The organism is Pseudarthrobacter sp. HLT1-3 (genome assembly GCF_059383535.1).
The window spans coordinates 19,941-36,529 of the sequence record NZ_JBWZCJ010000027.1 but is presented as its reverse complement, the minus strand read 5'-3'; the positions used below and the strand labels follow the sequence as shown (position 1 = coordinate 36,529).

Sequence of the window (16,589 nt, the reverse complement as noted above, 5' to 3'; positions counted from 1 at the left end):
ACCGCTGCTGACAGCCGGCCATCAAGATGACAACGCGCTACCAGTCAGCAAGCAGGGCTTCTCGTGGATCACGTAAAACCACTACCGCCCCACGCTCCTAGAGGTCGTGCTCGTCTTCCGTCTCAAGGATCGCGCCCACGAGTGCATCTCGCAGGGGGGCCCGGAAACCCCAACTCTTCGAACGGCAGACCAGCAATTTCGCCTGGAGACAGCATGCTGAAGTCCTGGACTGTCCCACTTACGTATATATGACGGGCCGCTCTTGGAGTGGGTACTTCCAGCGTCCGAGGGAGATAACGTGGCCCCATGAGCGAACACGTTGATGTGTTGATTGTCGGCGCCGGGCTGAGCGGCGTAGGTTTGGCAAGCCGGCTGAAACGCGAAGTACCCGGGAAGACCTTCACAATCCTTGAATCCCGCGGTGCTGTGGGAGGCACCTGGGATCTCTTCAGATACCCGGGCATCCGCTCCGATAGCGACATGTACACGCTCGGCTACTCCTTCCGGCCCTGGGCAGGCGCCAAGGCCATCGCCGACGGTGATTCGATTCGCGACTACATTGAAGCTACGGTCGCAGCCGAGGAACTCGCATCGCAGATCCGGCTGAATCACCGCGTCGTCTCGGCCGCGTGGTCCAGCAAAGAGGCGCTGTGGACGGTCATGGCCGTCCCCACGTCCGACGGCGAATATCGACAGGACGATTCGACGTCGGCCGCCGGGCCGCCGGCCACGTTCACCTGCTCGTTCCTGTCCGTCTGCTCGGGCTATTACCGTTACGACGAAGGCTTCACCCCGATCCTCGCTGGGGCCGACACCTTCGCGGGATCGATCGTCCACCCGCAGCACTGGCCTGCGGACCTCGATTACGACGGCAAGCAGGTGGTGATCATCGGCAGCGGTGCCACCGCGGTGACACTCGTGCCGACGATGGCGACGTCGGCTGCCAGGGTCACCATGTTGCAGCGCTCCCCCACCTACATCGCTCCCGTACCGTCCCGGGACCACCTGGCCGACCGGCTCCGGGGCAAGGTCCCGGCGCAACTGGCTTACGACGTCGTGCGGGTCAAGAACATTCTCTTTTCGATGCTGACGTACCAGCTCAGCCGGCGCCGGCCGGAAACAATGAAGGCAATCCTCCGCAAGTCAGCCATCGCCAAGCTGCCCGAAGGCTTTGCGGTTGACACGCACCTGGCCCCGTCCTATCAGCCCTGGGACCAGCGGCTCTGCGCGATCCCCAATGGCGACCTTTACCGGGCCATCAGTGCCGGCACCGCCGATATCGTGACCGACACGATCTCGCGGATCACCCCGGACGGCATTGACCTGGTCTCGGGCAGATCGATCCCGGCCGACGTGATTGTCACGGCGACAGGGCTGAACCTGCTCGTAATTGGCGGGATGACTCTCACGGTCGACGGCGAGCCGGTGGACGTCGGCAGGACGTTGACCTACAAAGGCATGATGCTCGACGGCGTCCCCAATTTCTCGCTCACGGTCGGCTACACCAACGCGTCCTGGACCTTGAAAGCGGATCTGGTCGCCGGCTACATCTGCCGGGTGCTGAAGTATCTCGACCGCCGGAACCTCCAGTGGGTGGCACCCAAGGCTTCCGCCGACGTCGTAAACGCTGAGCTGAGTTCCCTTATTGACCTGAAGGCCGGCTACATCCTTCGCGACGCCGGCCACCTGCCCAGGCAGGGCACCGGCTCGCCCTGGCGTCTGCACCAGAACTATGTGCGCGACTTCGCCCTGCTCAGGGCCGGCAGGCTGACGGACCACGTGCGTTTCGGCCGGCGCGGGCAGCAGGTGGTTGGGCTTGGCCAGGGAACCCCGGCTGCACCGCTGGACCCCTTAAACCTCCGACCAATCGCCAAGAATCGCCGCCGTTCGGTATCCCGCTCCGATGTCACCTGATTTCAGGGGTGTGGAATGTCCCGAAGAGTCATTGTTCGCCCGTCGACCTCTACTCGTATGAAGCCGTCTTCTCGTGAGGGGCCGTCATAGTTCCAACCGAAGATAATCAGTGCCTCAGCAGCCGCCAGGAGGAGTTTGTCTTTTGTCTCCTCGTCAGGAAACTCGTATGAGTCAATTTTCCCGAGGAGTTTGGCGGTGGGACTCACCCCGAACGTGTCAAAGCGTCGGAGGATGTACTCCTGGCCCGTCGTCGAATCCAGCAACCGTTCGTCGCCGACTTCAAAAGGAATCACTGCGTCACCTGCAGTCAACTTGAAGGCACCGCCGGGGCGGTAGGCCAGTCCAGCGACCCTTTGCAGCCTGATCTTTCTTTCAGGGTCAGCAACATACCGGCGGCCGAGGAGGGGATCCCTGGGCTCGAGTTGATAAATACTGAACACTGTTCCTCGTCTCACTGAAAGTTAGGGTAATTACAGGCTCTGTGATGGGCCAGGGCACGGTGCGGGGACCGCCGCCGGCCCCTTACTCCGGCAGGAACCTGCGCCTCAAGTTGGACATCCACCCGGTCCTGAGGCGCGGCGCGAACCACATCTCAAGCTCGCCGGCGCTCCACGACGGTGCCCGCACCAGAATCAGTTCCCGGTCCTCCCGGAGGACCTCAATAATGCCGTCCTCACGGGATAGCCGGTGGACCAGCCGGTCAACCTTGAATGACCATTCGTGGGCGATCTCGTCGCTCAGACCGATCTCGAAGTCGTACCCGCCCGGTTCGTCGCGCACGTCCTCAATCTCGACCGGCGGTTCCGACTCCATTGTCGCGACGGTGGTGTCCTCGGGCCCGTTCAGCCGTTCGATGAGCCGCCGCGCATATTCGGCCATCGTGTCGTCCGGCGACTCCCGGGTCCCGTGGAGGGCAGCGCGTGCGTCAACCGTGGGGAGGCCCGGCAGAAAATTATGGTCGTCGCCCTTGCCGCTGACCAGGACGGGGTGGTTGTTGTAGGCGTAGCGCTCGATGCGATGGCGCGCGATCTCCCAGCGGGCCAGCGGCGCACGCTCCTGCACGACTGCCGCGACATAGGACACCAGCCCGTCCAGGAGCATCAGGGACTCCATGGACAGGGTCCGCTCCTCCTCATATGTGTACCGTTCCCATGATGGCCACGTCTTCCGCGGCACGGAGGCGGGATCCGTAGCGCCGGGGGTGTCCAGGTCCGTGAGGTGGGACAGCAGCCAGCGCCACAGGGGAACCAGGCTGTCCGGGGTGCCGTCGAGGAGCGCAGCCGCGTCCTGGCCGTCGGCCTCGAGGCGTTCACGAAGCCGCTCGAGTGCCGGGCCGCGCTCGTCGAGAAACTCCTGGAGAGCGGCGGCGGCCTTGGCTTTGCTCAGGTCAAGATAGTTCGTCATGAAGTCCCCCAATGTCGTCCTCGAAGCGTACACAGCAACAGGGCTGAGAGACGGGCGCCTGCCCGTTCAAGCACGCCGTCCCGATTGCTCCTGGAAGGACGCCCATGGACACCGTCACCCCGGAGGTGTTCGCCGCCGTCTGGCACAAATGGTTCGGCGGCCCGTCCGCGGAACCCGGCGTGCCCGGCCCGGCGATGGTGGCACTGGCTACTGACCTGCAAGCCGTCCAGGGCGACTCGGTGTGAAACAGGCATTGCCGGAGTGACCTCGCCGGGATCTCCTATCTGAAGGCCCAGATAAATCGCGGACCGCAGCAGGCGCCATCGGGACGTCAGCCTTGCAGTGTCGATGACCTTTCATCTCGTTGAAAGATTCGGCCATCCCGTATGCACTTACACGGGCGCCCGGACTTCGATAGGATCTCGCCCCTGACGAAGAAAGATACCGATCGTCAAGACGAGACAAAACGATGGAGTCGTCGCGATGACAAATGAACGCGTCGTTCTGGTTACCGGCGGCGCCCGAGGGATAGGGCGGTCGATTGCGGAGCACCTGGCCGAGAAGGGTTGGAAGGTGATCGCCACGTTCAACACCGGTCACGACGAAGCGATGGAGCTGACGCGCACGCATGGTGTCGAAGTACGGCAGCTCGACATGACGGACCGATCCGCATCGCTGGATTTCGCGCGCCGGATCCAGACCGAATTTCCCTTCGACGCGCTGGTGAACAACGCCGGGATCCTCGAAAAGGAAGGCTTTGACGAATTCACATTGGGTGCGTGGGATCGAGCCCTGGAAGTGAATGTGACGGCACCCCTGATCCTCGCCCAGGAACTCGGCCGACATATGGGCCCCGGTGGCAGCATCGTGAACATAGCCAGCACGGACGCTCACATTGGGTCCTTCCGAAGCATCGGCTACTCGGCTAGCAAAGCGGCACTTCTTTCCGTCACCCGGAGCCTCGCCAACATTCTTGGGCCCAGAGGAATCCGGGTCAACGCAGTAACGCCAGGCTGGGTCGACAGCGGCATCATCAGCGAACCATACGAAGCAGCAAGCCTGACTCCGCTGGGTCGCAACGGAGCACCTGGAGACATAGCCGCGGTCGTCGCATTTCTTCTAAGCCCGGAAGCAGCGTTCATCACGGGTGCCTCCATCGTCACTGACGGCGGGTACAGCGGCGTGGACTACTACATGAAGCAGGAAAATGAACGTCTTGGCTAGGCCCTTCCACCTATCGGGGGGTGGCTCTTCGGCGGACAGTTTTCCGGTGAGCCAGCCTAGTTGCTGAGCTTGTCCAGCAGCGAAGATGCGTAGCGCGTTCGCGGTGCGGGAGCCTGGCGCAGGACGAACCATCGGCGGCCAGTGGCCACAACCGGCCTATCAGGCCGTTGTTCCGTCAACCCTTCAGGACGCTTGTCGATGCAGGTATTATCCAGCCATGGGCAAGATATTCTGGAGGGCCGGAGCGACGGTCGTCTTGGTGCTCGCGCTATCCTCATGTACAACCACACCAGGTCCAGACGTCACGCCGTTTCTAGCCCCAACCGCGAGTCCGACGACGACCGCGCCTGCCGTGAATAATCCTTTGGTAAGAGGCGCGACTTTCCGGAAAGTACCCCATCAGGTGCTGTTTGCGCTTGATAGTGCCGGTAAGCCGGATATTTCCGGGGACCTGACGAACATCGCGCAGGGCGACACCGGAGACTGCTATTTCCTGGCAGCCCTGCTAACCGTCGCCGCGCGGGCGCCCGATACCGTCCAAAATATGGTCCAGGATAATGGCAACGGCACTTACACCGTCTCATTTCACAGCAAGTACGACGGGGTACCTAACCCCGTGAAGGTGACCGTTAGCGGCGACCTTCCGTATAGCGGCGGCGAGCCCCTCCAAAATGGCATCGAAAACATCGGCGGCAAAAACGTTTCATGGGCGGCGATTATCGAAAAAGGGTGGGCGGCAGCGAACGGAAACAGCTACAAAGGCATCGACGGCACCGACCTCAGTAACGCCCAGGATCGCGACGTACATAACGCGCTTTATGCCATTACCGGCCAAGTGGGCGTCGACCGTAACCCAGGAGGCCCTATGACCGGAGTGAGCTTTGCGCAGATGCAGCAGGATTTCACGAACGGCCTCGTAACCCTTGGAACCTCCAACTCTGACGGCAAGTTGGTATCGAACCATTCCTATGCCCTGCTGGCCGTAAATCCCTCCAACCAAACCGTAGTGGTCGGAAATCCACAGGGCGGTCAGTCCACCCTGAAGTTCACGACATTCCAGTCCACCAACATCAACCAGTACATCGCGATACCCCAATATCCCTGAGAACCGCAATGTTGACCTCATTCTCGTGTCTCGCGAACAACCTTGTCGGGAGAGTGTCTGCGCAGACCTTCTTCCAGCTTCCCGCCCGGGGATGGAGCGAGGCGGCATGTTACATCATGTCGCCTGTCCCCAACGCCAATCGTGATCTCGAAACTGTCGCCTTCGCTCTTTGTCGCGGCGATGCGCCTGTGTACTTGATTCCCGCTGGCAGTTCCGGCAACGGAGGCAGCGAACGCCCGACGGCGGTGAGCGGGACCCGTACTCGGTGGCCGGGCTGGCAATCGCCGTTTTCCCTCGTCTTTCAGACGGCGACTGCGCGAGGTGCGGTTGGCCGCCTGCTCCCAGGTGAGTACGGGGGCATCGAGGGCAGGGATTACGCCGAGAAGCGTTGTCGGTAGGTGTTCGACCCCGCCCATTGTCATGCAAAGAGCCTGAAGTTCAAATCAGTACCGGCCGAAGGAGGTGAGTGATGCTCGAAGAGACGGAGCTCCTGCAGGCTCTGCGGCGTCACTGGGAGTACTCAAACAAGGACGAGGACGTTTCCCACGAGATCTACCACGACGACGCGGTGCTTGAGTTCCCTCAGTCTGGCGAACGGTTCGAAGGCGTGGAGAACTTCCGCGAATGGCGACGACAGTACCCAGCGAAGCTCAAGTTCCACACTCGCCGAATCACTCATCGCGCCGACCTGGTCGTCGTGGAGAACCTGATCAGCTACGACGGCGCGCCGTGGATGTTCACCGTCAGCCTGATGGAGTTCAGGGGAGACCGGGTTGCGCACGAGCGGCTCTACATCATGGATGGCTGGGAAGCTGCGGAGTGGCGCGCCCCTTGGCGCGCCGAACGGTCTGCAGACCCGACTCCGCCACCTCCGTAGCTCGACAGTCGCGTCGCTCCCTGGATCCCCCACCGCCGGCGAAGCCGACCATGTTCGCCGTGACCTCACCCACCGCGAACTGTTACTCGCACGGCCGGCATGGCCGCATGGCCCAGTGGACTCGGGTACCTGGCCTGATGCTGTTGCCGACGCACCAGGGCGGAAGGCACCAAGGCGACCGATGCGAGGAGCTCCAGGCTTTCATCGTGCCCCCGAATAGGCGCTTCCTGCCCCCATTCGTTCGAGGTCTGGAACAAGCGCGAGGACTCAAGAATGCCCTTGATCTGGCCGCGCTGCTCATCGCTAGGAAGGCCAGGGCAGCGGGTACAGAAGGCTGAAGCCAGGTCCTAACGGGCCGCCAACCGGGAATGGGAAATGGCAGCAATAGCCGCAAGCATCCCATAGGGTCTGCCGGCCCTTCTCTGGAGTCCGGGACCGCCATTACCGTACAGAATACTGGCGGCCTTAGAAGCCTGAGTGCGATCTGAATGAGGAGATGTCAATGCCTGAAGAGAGCGAAGACCCGACAGCAGCCCCGTCAGCTGAGGCTACTGCTGCGAGCCGGTGCAGCCAGGTGGAGTACACCGTGAAACCGCCACCACGGATCCAGTTCAGACGTGAAGACTGGCCCTAGACGATACTCCGGTGCAGGCTCATAGCTCCGGGATGGGGTTCGGTCAGTTTCGCGACTCGGAGTGGGCGTGGCAAAGGAGGAGGTGGAACCAACTCACCGGTTCAGCTGTTGGGGCCGGCTTCGGCGCTAGTTCTCAAGGGGAGATCGCGTCTGCGGTCAAAATGCTGGGCCTTCTGAGGCGTGACTGGCCGGGGCCGGTGGGTAAAGGACGTCTTCACGACTGTAGTGCCCCACGACGTCGAACCATCGCTTGGCGGTCATGCAGCGGCCTAGGTCGACGTCTGCGGCAACGATCCCTTCCTGATCATAGAGAGGACCTGCTATGGCACGGCCCTGAAGTGGCTCGAAGATCGCCGCTCCACCCCGCCCGAGCGCCTTATCATCGTCTGGCAACTGAACCGGGAAGTCATCGGGAAACGCAGAGCGAGGAATGTACTGAGGGGCCGAGACCACGAACGCGCCGGATTCGATCGCTATGTGACTCATCGTGGAAATCCAGCCGTCAGCGTCATCGGCCGTCGGGGCCGTCCAGATCTGCACGCCTTGACGATAGAGCTCGTAGCGAGCAAGAGGCATGCGGTTCTCCCAACAGATGAGGCCACTAACCCTCCCGAATGGAGTCTCAATGACATTCAAGTCCTGTCCATAGCCGACGCCGTAAAAAAGGCGTTCGTGCATCGTAGGCATCAACTTGCGATGTTTCCAGAGCAAACCCTCAGGACCAAGCAAGATCATTGTGTTGTAGAGACTTCCGGGCCTGGCGGATTCCCGTTCGTTCACTCCAAGCACGCAGTAGATATCGTACTCGGCACATGCCTTGATGAATCGGTCGGTATGGGGGCCGGGGACGTCGACAGAGTTGGCCCAGAGACGGGTCCACATCTCATCAAATCCGTCGAACCGGGCCGCTTCGCGGGCCCACACCCCTGACGGGTACAGGGGGATGAACGTTTCAGGGAAAACCGCGAGTTTCACGCCCTGGCCTGATGCCTCGCCCAGGAGATGAACCGCCTTTGACACCGATGCCTCCGCATCGAGCATTACCGGTGTGGCCTGAATTGCAGCGATGCGCACAGTTCTTGCGGACATAACGAAACGTTGGCATGCAATACAGCGCCTCGTCAACACTGCAGCGGTCCGTTGGCCAGCAAGCCGGCTAGGGGCCCTCGATTACCTCCAGGCTGCTGGCACGCATCCGAAGGATGCTCGCAGGCTAGCTGGGGTTGGACCAGCTTTGCAGCTCGAGGAGGTTACCCTCCGGATCACTCACGTAGCACCACGTGACCCGCCGTCCGTCGGCCGTATGGAGCGTCACGATCTCGCCGATGTCCACCCCGCCGTTTTCGCGGACGGCTTCCCGGGCAGCGCTGACGTCGTCCACCTCGAAGGCGATGTGGCCCCAGCCGGTGCGATTGGCAGCCGGCTTACCGCCCGCCACGTTCTCGCCGTACGTGTAGATCTCAAGCGTCGGCCCGGTATCACCGTGGCCGGGCAGTCGCATGTGGACGCCGCGCAGGGTCGCCCCGGGCACGGCCGTGCCCAGCTCCAGATCGGAACCGCCGTAATCGCGCTCGGGCGGGACGAGCTCGCAGCCGAAGACACGCCCATAGAAGTCGGCGAGTCGTCGCCAATCGGTGGCAATCACATTGACGTGGCCGAACCGGGCGCCGTGGGGAGCCTGTGTCATAACTTCGATGCTAGTACCTTGCGCAACCCCGCAGCTGCTCCCCCGAAAGTCAGATCTGAATTCTCAGCCCAACTTCCGGGGAACAGTTCACGGCATGGGCTGGACTCCCCGCATATGCGTTTTGGCGGCAGCCTGCTACTTTCTCGCGACGAAGTAGGCGTTGAAAGGATCCGACTCGACGTCGCTGGACTCCACGTTCGCGAAGCCGGCGTCCGCGAGCATCGACTGTGCGTGCTGTTCGCCCCAGACGGTGCCCAGCCCGTCGCCGTCGAGTCCGAGCGAAACGCTCATGCAGTGGAAGGTTGAGATCGCGTACAGGTAGCTGCCCCAGGGGAGCTCAATGTTCTCCTCCACGTTGCTGGATGCCTTGATGTCCACCATCAGGAAGATCCCGTCCGGCCGCAGCGCCCGGTGGATGTTGCGCAGCACCGCCGCCGGATGCGCCTGGTCGTGGATGGCGTCGAAAGCCGTCACGGCGTCGAAGCGGGCCTCGACGTCCAGGCCTGCCACGTCAGCGACCTCGAAGCTGGCGTTCGCCAGTCCCATCCGTTCCGCCTCGGCGCGGGCGGCACGGATCGCTCCCTCGGAGAAGTCGTAGCCGGTGAACCTGCTGGCGGGGAACGCCTGGGCCATGAGGTTGATTGCGTGGCCGCTGCCGCAGCCAACGTCGGCGACGTCGATCCCGGCCGTCAGCCGTTCAGGCAGACCGGGCACCAGCGGCAGGATCACGTCCAGCAGTGCCGCGTCGTGCACGGCCGCGCTGGTCTGGGCCATATTCCGGTGGAAGTGGGGGTAGTCCTCGTAGGACAGACCGCTGCCGTGCCGGAAACGCTCGATGATCTTCTGTTCAACTTCGCCCATCATGGAGATGTGCTGCATCAGAATGGCCATGTTGTCCGGGCCCGCGGCGCTGGTCAGGACGGCGGCATGCTCGCGGGGCAACCAGTACGTCCCGGCCGCCGGGTCGTAGTGGACCACACGCGCCGCGGTCATTCCGCCCAGCCATTCACGGACGTAGCGCTCGTTGAGGTCGCTGGCGTCGGCCACCTGCTCGCTGGTGGCGGCAGGCAGGCCGGCCAGCGCCTCGAACAGACCGGTCTGGTGCCCGACACTGGTCAGCAGAGCGACCGCGGCATCGTTCAGGATGCCGACGAAGCGCCCGGCGAAAGCCTTGGAGGCTTCGGCGTCGAACTCCGCCAGTGATGCTTCTAGCTCGATGGTCATTTGGTGTTCCTTCCTTTGCTACAGGCGTCTGTGCCTGATTGCTTCCAGCGTAGGAATTGCCAACTACCGCCGGCATCGGGCGAATGATGCGTTCGTGCGCGGTCCCATGGGGCGAATCATGCAGACGCCGGTCCGGTGTGCTGCCCGGTGGCGGCCGGAAGGCCGCGGGAACTAGCGGCGCGGCTGCAGGCCGTGCTCGTGGGCCCAGGCTGCGGCGGCGGTGCGCGAGGAGACGCCGATCTTGGCATAGATGTTCGCCAGGTGCCTGCCGACCGTCTTCTGGCTGATGAACAATTCCTCGGCCATTTGCTTGTTAGTTGCTCCCGCGGCGGTGAACGCCAGCACGTCCGCCTCGCGCTCGGTCAGCCCGCCGGGAAGTCGGCCGCCGTCGAGCCGCCGGACATCCGGCAGGGCACCGAGTTCGCGATAGATCGCCAGCGCGGTCGCGGAATCCGCTGCGGCGACGCTGGACTGCCCCAGCCCGCGGTGCGCCTGGGCGAGCAGTTCGTAGACTCTGGCGGTGTCGTACCGGGCGTGCAGGCTCCGGTACTCGTGGACGACGGCCTGCAGCACGGGCAACGCCTCGGCGTGCTGCGACTGTGCGATCAGCATGGCGGCTCGGGCGTGCCCGGCCCAGGCGCGGAAGCCAGCGGTGGCGAACACGGCTGCGGTTTCCTCCAGCCGGGCGCAGAGCCGTTCGGCCTCATCAGAGTGCCCGAGAGACAGCGCAATTTCGACGCCGGACAACAGCAGCCGAGCGCATGCCAGCCGGTCCCGCCCGGCCAAGGCGGCGCACAGACCGGCCCACGCCGCCTCGGTCTTCCCGGCGGCGTGCTGGAGCAGCGCCTCGCCCGGCTGCGGTTCAGTCCCCAACTGCCACGCCCGGGCGTAAGCTTCCTCAGCGCCGCTGCTGTCCCCGCGAAGCCGGCGTAGTTCGCCCAGCTGGTAGTAGGCCTCCCCCGCCACCCAGTTGTTCCGGCCCACGAGTTCCGCCGCACCCTGCTCGACCGCAGATTCCGCCGCGTCCCAGCCACCTTCGATGCTCTGCAGCTGCAGCCGGTGGATGCGGCAGATGCCGGCGTACACCACGTCTCCCACGAACTGCTCGCCCCACTGCTCGGTAGCGTACGTCCAGGCGCGCATCCGGTGCAGATCGGCCAGTTCGTGGCACGCGTGGATCACCGTACAGTAGATTTCCCCGGCCCATTCCGGCGGCAGCCGGCCGGCGAGTACCGGAAGCATCGCCTCGTCCAGCTGGGCAAAGCCGGAGACGGTGCTGCCGCTGCGCAGGTCCGCCAGGCCGGCAAGCACCAGACCGAAGGATGTGAGTGCTGGGACGCGCAGGCTCCGGCCCAACTCCTGCAACTTGGCCGCGGTCTCCCTCGCCGGACCCGGGTCCGCGAGGCTCAGCGCGAGGCAGGCCTCCAGGTAAAGCAGATAGCCGTGCTCCGGACCTTTCGGAAGACCCTGCAGCAGCCCCCGGGCACGGTTCACCCAGCCGGAAGCGATGACGACATCCCCGCGGATAAACCACAGCAGCCCCAGGTGCAGGGCCTTCATCGCCGCATCTGATGCATCGCCGTCGTCCTGGAAGCGGTGGTAGACGTCCTCGGAAATCTCAAACGATTCCTTGACGTGTCCGAGCCACCACGCGGCCCTGGCCAGAAGACTCAAGTCCTCCGTCTTCAGTTCCGATAAATCCCGGGCCTGGCTGAGCTGCCGGTAGGCGGCATGCCAGTCGCCGCGGGCGTACGCCGTCCGCGCTGTCGCCAGCAACCCGTCACGCTCGTCCATCCCAGACACCACTTCAACGGTAGCGCCGCGGATGGCAGACCGTCGAGCCGCTCTCGGGCCGCTGAGGCGGTGGCTGGGCATGGGAGGATCGGGGCATGGAAAACTCCCCCGAGGTCCTGCGTTATGCGGCCTTTTCCACGACGCCGGACGGCGGCAATCCTGCCGGGCTGGTCCTGGATGCCCGCCATCTGGATGAAGCCGGGATGCTGGCGGTGGCGGCCGCCGTCGGGTATGCCGAATCGGCCTTTGTGACGGACAAGGGCGTCGACGGCGACCCGCGTCGGAGCCGGGTTCGGTACTTCTCGCCGATCGCCGAGGTGCCATTCTGTGGCCATGCGACGATTGCGTTGGCCGTTGCGCTGAGCGTTCGCGACGGGGCTGGATCATTCACCTTCGACACCCCTGTCGGCCTGGTCGTCATCGAGACAGCAGGCGAAGGAGCCGACATCACCGCATCGTTTACCGCCGTTGAGCCGCGGCTGGCCGAATTCGACGACGCCGTCCTGGCTGAACTCCTCGGATTGCTCGGCGTCGGGCAGGGCGATCTCGATCCGGCCTATCCGCCGCGGATCGCGTATTCGGGAAACTGGCATCCGGTGCTGGTCTTCGCCGACCGTACCCTTTTCGATTCCTTTAGCTTCGATCCGGAGGCGGTGCGCCGCCTCATGGACGTTCAGGGCTGGGCCGCAACGGTGACAATCCTGCACCGTGTTGCAGAGGGTGAATTCGAGGCCCGGAATCTGTTCCCGGTGGGCGCCATCACGGAGGACCCGGCAACAGGGGCCGCCGCGGCTGCGGTCGGCGCCTACCTGCGCATCCTGGGCTTGGTCGAGCCTCCATCGAGGGTCCTAATCCAGCAGGGACGGCACGTCGGCCGGCCGGGCCTACTCACCGTGGACATTCCCGCTGCCGGCGGAATAGTGGTCGGCGGCACGGCCGTCCGGATCCCTGTCACCACGGACAACAGGTAATCCGGCTCGGGGCCGCGGCGGGGTGGTCAGCCGCGATTCCGTCCCACAGACTTGCACGGCCTCCATCGACGGATTCAAAGAATTTCCGGCCGGAGATCGTTGGAGCCACCCGCGCGACGGAAAGGCCACCCCGGGGACGGCCCAAAGCCCCGCTGCGCCGAACGCCATCGCCGCGATCCTCCTCGCCCTGCGGGACGCCACCGGTGTCCGCCCCCACGCGTACTTTGAATGGTCCGAAGGCAACCCCCTGGCCCACCTCATGCGCTACCTGCTCCTGGGCCAAGGCGACACCGCACCGGTGGTCCGCGAAATCATCCGCGAAAACTAACCCGACCCGGACCGCCGCCCGGCATCCACGTCGGGTGAGCACCAAAAGAACGGGGGTGACATCCAAACCCTGCTGCCCGGCCACCGGCACTATCGGCATCACGGCCGTGCAGGCCATCCTCCGCAACGGCCGGACCACCGGAAGCCGGAAAGATAGCGCAGTCCGCCGCGCCCTCTCCCACCCGGTCCGCTCCGTCCCTCTGGCGTTCTTGGCCGTCATCATTGTCGGCGCCGCGCTGCTGATGCTCCCATCTCACGCACCGACGCGGCCTCAGAAGCATTCATGCCGGCCCTCTTTACCTCGGTGTCCGCAGGCTGCGTCACCGGCCTGATCACTGTCGACACCACAACCTTCTGGACTCCTGTCGGCCAAGGCAGCCGTCCTCACCGCCCGGTTCTGGATCGCCTATGACCAAAACCCGGCTACCGCCCTATGGCACGCGCCGCCCCCTGCCTTGCGTCGTGTGCGCAGGGCAAGGGGCGAATCATGGCCCGGGAGAGGCCGCGGACCGTGCAGGCGTTTGGCTCCTAAGCGATTCGGCATCCGGGGGCGGCCTGTGTTGTCGGCAGCCGCCCCCACACTGCCGGGCTCAGGCTCGCTGAGCCCCGGGCTGGCCGTTCCGGACCACGAAGGAAGCGTCGACGACGGCCGGCGAAGTGGTGTCTACGGCCGACGCCACCACGAGGTAATCGCTGCGGAACTCGTCCGGGGTCACGGTGCAGCGGGTCCAGCCTCGCTTGTCGGGGTTGATGTAGTGGGTGTGAGGGTTGGCTGGAAGGCCATTCTTGATTGCCTGGGCCCAGCCGCAGCCGGAGCTGATGGAGGTTCCGACGAACTCTGCGGCGACCACCTTCGAGCCCGAGTCCGCGTGGTCGAGCAGGACATCGTTGACGAACGCGGAGTGCCAGTCGCCACTCAGGATCACGGGGTTAGCCGGGTTCTGCTGGTTGATGAAGTTGGTGAGGCGGTTGCGCGAGACGACGTAGCCGTCCCACTGGTCGTGGTTGACCGAAAGGGTCTCGGACGGGTCGTAGTCGTACTGGGCCATCATTGTCTGTTGGGCGATGACGTTCCAACGGGCGGACGATGATGCAAGTCCCTGGAAGAGCCACTGTTCCTGCGCATCACCCATGAGGGTGCGTGAGGGGTCGTAGACATCGGGGTGCTGCGGGCCGCCCGGGAAGTTATCGGTCAGCTGGTCCGAGCGGTACTGGCGCGTGTCCAGGACGTGGAATCTGGCCAGGTTTCCGTAGTCCAGTCCTCGATATAGGACCATGTCCGGGCCTGTGGGCCGTTGCGGGCGGCGAAGCGGAAGGTGCTCGTAGTAGGCCTGGAAAGCGTTGGCGCGCAGCTGGAGGAAACGCTGCGGGTCATTGGAAGCCTCGTTGTCGGCCTGGGACACACCGTCAGCCCAGTTGTTCTCGATTTCGTGGTCATCGAAGGTCACGACGAAAGGGAACCTCGCGTGCGCGGCCTGCAGGTCGGGCGAGCTCTTGTACTTGGCCTGGTTGTTGCGGAAGTCGGCCAGCGTCTCGTGATTTTTGCCCTCATAGGTGTAGTCCCCCACGTGCACGACAAGGTCGAGGTCCTCCTGCGCCATGGTGCGGTAGGCGGCGTAGCGGCCACCGGCCCACGATTGGCATGAGGCCAATCCGAACGTGATCCGCCCCGGATCCGATCCGGCCGCCGGCGCTGTGCGGGTATGCCCGACCGGGCTTTCCTCACTGCCGACGCGGAAACGGAACCAGTAGTCCGCAGACGGGCGCAGCCCGTCGACCTCGGCGTGCACGGAGTGGGCCAGTTCGGGGGTGGCGCTCTCACTGCCTGCCTTGACGACAGTGCGGAATTCCGGGTCGGCAGCAACCTGCCAGTTGACCTGGACCTTGTACGGGGGCATGCCGCCCAGTCCGTCTGCTGCCAGGGGCTCGGGTGCCAGCCGGGTCCACAACACGATGCCGTCAGGGGTGGGGTCACCCGACGCGATGCCCAGGGTGAAAGGGTTCTGCGGAAATTGCGGTTCAGCCCAGGCGGGGGCCGTAGAGAAGCCGTAGACGGCTGCAGTCGCGGCCGCGCCCCCGGACAGGGCGAGGAAACGACGGCGGGACGTGGCAAAGGTACGGGACAAGTTGTCTCCTGAGGGGGTTGGGCTGATACCCAGCCCATTCAGCCAGTGGGAACTGTGGGGACTGTGAACCCGTAGTGAACGCACTACGAACCTTGGCGGGAGTCTTGGGCAGGGCCCTCCAGGACGGGGTTGCCACACGATGCCTTGCCCCGCGTCTGCGTAACGGGGTGTTCTTTTGTGCGGCACTGCTGCGTCAGTCCTGGTTCATTTGCTCCCCGTACCGTCGGCCCGGGGCGACGCCGGTGCAACGCTCAGGCTGGTGATTCAGCCCCCATGAACAGTAAGGAATCACGAATGCGCACCCCCAAACGACCCTTTTTGACCGCTGCGGCAGCCACTTTGGCTCTTGGCGCGGCAGCTTCCGCGCTGTCCCTGTCTCCGGCCACGGCGGCCCCGGCGGCCGGCGAGGGCAAGCCTCTCTTCGAATTCGGTGTCGTCGCCGACGCCCAGTACTGCGACTGCGACACCAAAGGAACCCGCGACTACCGTGGATCGCTGCAAAAGCTTTCCGAGGCGGCCACGACATTCAACAATGAAGGCGTGGCCTTCACCATCCAGACCGGTGACCTCATCGACAAAAACAAGGAGAGCTTCGACAAGATCCTTCCTGTCTGGGAGCAGATCCAAGGTCCACGGCACCACTTGCTGGGCAACCACGACTTCCCCGTGTCCACGGACGAGGTAGAGACTATTCTGGGGATGCCAAACCGCTACTACGACTTCAGCCGGGACGGCTTCCGATTCGTTGCCCTCGACACCAACGACATCAGCACTTACGCGAACGCTCCTGAGTCCCCCAAACACGTACTGGCGGAGACCATCCTGGCCTCAAAGAAATGGGAGGGTGACAGCAATGCCCAGTCCTGGAACGGCGGAGTCGGCGAGGAGCAGATGCGCTGGTTCGAGAGCGTCCTCACTGACGCAGAAGCGAAGGGCGAAAAGACCGTTGTTCTGGGCCACATGCCGGTTGCTCCCTTGAACGAACACAATGCCTGGAACGACTCGGCCATCATCGCCACCATGGAGAAGCACCATGGCGTTGTTGCCTACCTCAACGGTCACAACCACGTGGGCAATTACGAACTGCGTAACGGCATCCACTACGTGAACCTTGAAGGCATGGTGGAACAGGGCTCCAACGCCTACTCAGTGGTCAAAGTCCACGAAGACCGTCTTGTTATCGACGGTTACGGCCGTGAGCCCGACCGCCAACTGAAGTTCGCTTCCAAGTAAGCCACGACTCCTTCGCAAAAAGCAGACATTCGAGTGGCAGCGGGGACGGGCCAGATGATCCGGCCCCGC

General features: G+C 63.9%; 15 protein-coding genes. 8 read left to right on the top strand and 7 right to left on the bottom strand.

Annotated elements, in window-relative coordinates; genetic code table 11:
• Window positions 1–306: 306 nt before the first annotated feature.
• Window positions 307–1,914, top strand: a complete 1,608-nt coding sequence (locus AC50X9_RS18815; protein WP_494896091.1) for a flavin-containing monooxygenase — start codon at window positions 307–309, stop codon at window positions 1,912–1,914.
• A 2-nt stretch (window positions 1,915–1,916) separates the two neighbouring features.
• Here AC50X9_RS18815 and AC50X9_RS18810 read toward each other — a convergent pair whose 3' ends face one another.
• Together AC50X9_RS18810 and AC50X9_RS18805 are read right to left on the bottom strand one after the other, a co-directional pair.
• Entirely contained in the window at window positions 1,917–2,354 is a 438-nt protein-coding gene (locus AC50X9_RS18810; RefSeq protein WP_494896089.1) for a hypothetical protein, read from the bottom strand.
• An 82-nt stretch (window positions 2,355–2,436) separates the two neighbouring features.
• Window positions 2,437–3,318 (bottom strand): hypothetical protein, encoded by an 882-nt coding sequence (locus AC50X9_RS18805; protein ID WP_494896087.1) that lies wholly within the window; start codon window positions 3,316–3,318, stop codon window positions 2,437–2,439.
• 104 nt (window positions 3,319–3,422) lie between these two features.
• On the opposite strand from AC50X9_RS18805, the gene AC50X9_RS18800 reads away from it, so the two are divergent.
• The 4 genes from AC50X9_RS18800 (at window position 3,423) to AC50X9_RS18785 (ending at window position 6,524) form a co-directional block, all read left to right on the top strand.
• Window positions 3,423–3,563, top strand: coding sequence for a hypothetical protein (locus tag AC50X9_RS18800; protein WP_494896085.1), 141 nt, complete (start codon window positions 3,423–3,425; stop codon window positions 3,561–3,563).
• Window positions 3,564–3,801: 238 nt separating this feature from the next.
• A complete protein-coding gene (locus tag AC50X9_RS18795; protein WP_494896083.1) occupies window positions 3,802–4,542 on the top strand; it encodes an SDR family NAD(P)-dependent oxidoreductase in 741 nt (246 codons plus the stop codon).
• A gap of 217 nt (window positions 4,543–4,759) precedes the next feature.
• On the top strand, window positions 4,760–5,647 hold the full coding sequence (locus AC50X9_RS18790) for a C2 family cysteine protease (RefSeq protein WP_494896081.1): 888 nt from the start codon (window positions 4,760–4,762) through the stop codon (window positions 5,645–5,647).
• 469 nt (window positions 5,648–6,116) lie between these two features.
• On the top strand, window positions 6,117–6,524 hold the full coding sequence (locus AC50X9_RS18785; protein WP_494896093.1) for a nuclear transport factor 2 family protein: 408 nt from the start codon (window positions 6,117–6,119) through the stop codon (window positions 6,522–6,524).
• Window positions 6,525–7,314: 790 nt separating this feature from the next.
• Here the strand turns inward: AC50X9_RS18785 and AC50X9_RS18780 are convergent.
• The 4 genes from AC50X9_RS18780 to AC50X9_RS18765 form a co-directional block, all read right to left on the bottom strand.
• Window positions 7,315–8,247 (bottom strand): carbon-nitrogen hydrolase family protein, encoded by a 933-nt coding sequence (locus AC50X9_RS18780; RefSeq protein WP_494896079.1) that lies wholly within the window; start codon window positions 8,245–8,247, stop codon window positions 7,315–7,317.
• A 124-nt stretch (window positions 8,248–8,371) separates the two neighbouring features.
• Window positions 8,372–8,845: a VOC family protein gene (locus AC50X9_RS18775; protein ID WP_494896077.1), complete on the bottom strand. Its 474-nt coding sequence runs from the start codon at window positions 8,843–8,845 to the stop codon at window positions 8,372–8,374.
• 135 nt (window positions 8,846–8,980) lie between these two features.
• On the bottom strand, window positions 8,981–10,069 hold the full coding sequence (locus AC50X9_RS18770; RefSeq protein WP_494896075.1) for a class I SAM-dependent methyltransferase: 1,089 nt from the start codon (window positions 10,067–10,069) through the stop codon (window positions 8,981–8,983).
• A gap of 171 nt (window positions 10,070–10,240) precedes the next feature.
• Window positions 10,241–11,863: a helix-turn-helix transcriptional regulator gene (locus AC50X9_RS18765; protein WP_494896073.1), complete on the bottom strand. Its 1,623-nt coding sequence runs from the start codon at window positions 11,861–11,863 to the stop codon at window positions 10,241–10,243.
• Between the two features lie 95 nt (window positions 11,864–11,958).
• Here AC50X9_RS18765 and AC50X9_RS18760 point away from each other — a divergent pair, with 95 nt between their 5' ends.
• Window positions 11,959–12,834 carry a PhzF family phenazine biosynthesis protein gene (locus AC50X9_RS18760; RefSeq protein ID WP_494896071.1) on the top strand — a complete coding sequence of 292 codons (876 nt, stop codon included), beginning with the start codon at window positions 11,959–11,961 and terminating at the stop codon, window positions 12,832–12,834.
• Window positions 12,835–12,856: 22 nt separating this feature from the next.
• Window positions 12,857–13,162 carry a hypothetical protein gene (locus AC50X9_RS18755; RefSeq protein WP_494896069.1) on the top strand — a complete coding sequence of 102 codons (306 nt, stop codon included), beginning with the start codon at window positions 12,857–12,859 and terminating at the stop codon, window positions 13,160–13,162.
• Window positions 13,163–13,751: 589 nt separating this feature from the next.
• Here the strand turns inward: AC50X9_RS18755 and AC50X9_RS18750 are convergent.
• Complete coding sequence (locus AC50X9_RS18750; protein WP_494896067.1) at window positions 13,752–15,287, bottom strand: alkaline phosphatase D family protein; 1,536 nt, start codon at window positions 15,285–15,287, stop codon at window positions 13,752–13,754.
• A gap of 294 nt (window positions 15,288–15,581) precedes the next feature.
• On the opposite strand from AC50X9_RS18750, the gene AC50X9_RS18745 reads away from it, so the two are divergent.
• Window positions 15,582–16,520 (top strand): metallophosphoesterase, encoded by a 939-nt coding sequence (locus AC50X9_RS18745; protein ID WP_494896065.1) that lies wholly within the window; start codon window positions 15,582–15,584, stop codon window positions 16,518–16,520.
• The last annotated feature ends 69 nt before the right edge of the window (window positions 16,521–16,589 follow it).

Excerpts from the sequence above, each read along its gene's own strand:
- AC50X9_RS18815 (WP_494896091.1), top strand. The coding sequence starts at position 307 with ATGAGCGAACACGTTGATGTGTTGATTGTCGGCGCCGGGCTGAGCGGC.
- AC50X9_RS18805 (WP_494896087.1), bottom strand. The coding sequence starts at position 3,318 with ATGACGAACTATCTTGACCTGAGCAAAGCCAAGGCCGCCGCCGCTCTC.
- AC50X9_RS18800 (WP_494896085.1), top strand. The coding sequence starts at position 3,423 with ATGGACACCGTCACCCCGGAGGTGTTCGCCGCCGTCTGGCACAAATGG.
- AC50X9_RS18795 (WP_494896083.1), top strand. The coding sequence starts at position 3,802 with ATGACAAATGAACGCGTCGTTCTGGTTACCGGCGGCGCCCGAGGGATA.
- AC50X9_RS18790 (WP_494896081.1), top strand. The coding sequence starts at position 4,760 with ATGGGCAAGATATTCTGGAGGGCCGGAGCGACGGTCGTCTTGGTGCTC.
- AC50X9_RS18785 (WP_494896093.1), top strand. The coding sequence starts at position 6,117 with ATGCTCGAAGAGACGGAGCTCCTGCAGGCTCTGCGGCGTCACTGGGAG.
- AC50X9_RS18780 (WP_494896079.1), bottom strand. The coding sequence starts at position 8,247 with ATGTCCGCAAGAACTGTGCGCATCGCTGCAATTCAGGCCACACCGGTA.
- AC50X9_RS18775 (WP_494896077.1), bottom strand. The coding sequence starts at position 8,845 with ATGACACAGGCTCCCCACGGCGCCCGGTTCGGCCACGTCAATGTGATT.
- AC50X9_RS18770 (WP_494896075.1), bottom strand. The coding sequence starts at position 10,069 with ATGACCATCGAGCTAGAAGCATCACTGGCGGAGTTCGACGCCGAAGCC.
- AC50X9_RS18765 (WP_494896073.1), bottom strand. The coding sequence starts at position 11,863 with ATGGACGAGCGTGACGGGTTGCTGGCGACAGCGCGGACGGCGTACGCC.
- AC50X9_RS18760 (WP_494896071.1), top strand. The coding sequence starts at position 11,959 with ATGGAAAACTCCCCCGAGGTCCTGCGTTATGCGGCCTTTTCCACGACG.
- AC50X9_RS18745 (WP_494896065.1), top strand. The coding sequence starts at position 15,582 with ATGCGCACCCCCAAACGACCCTTTTTGACCGCTGCGGCAGCCACTTTG.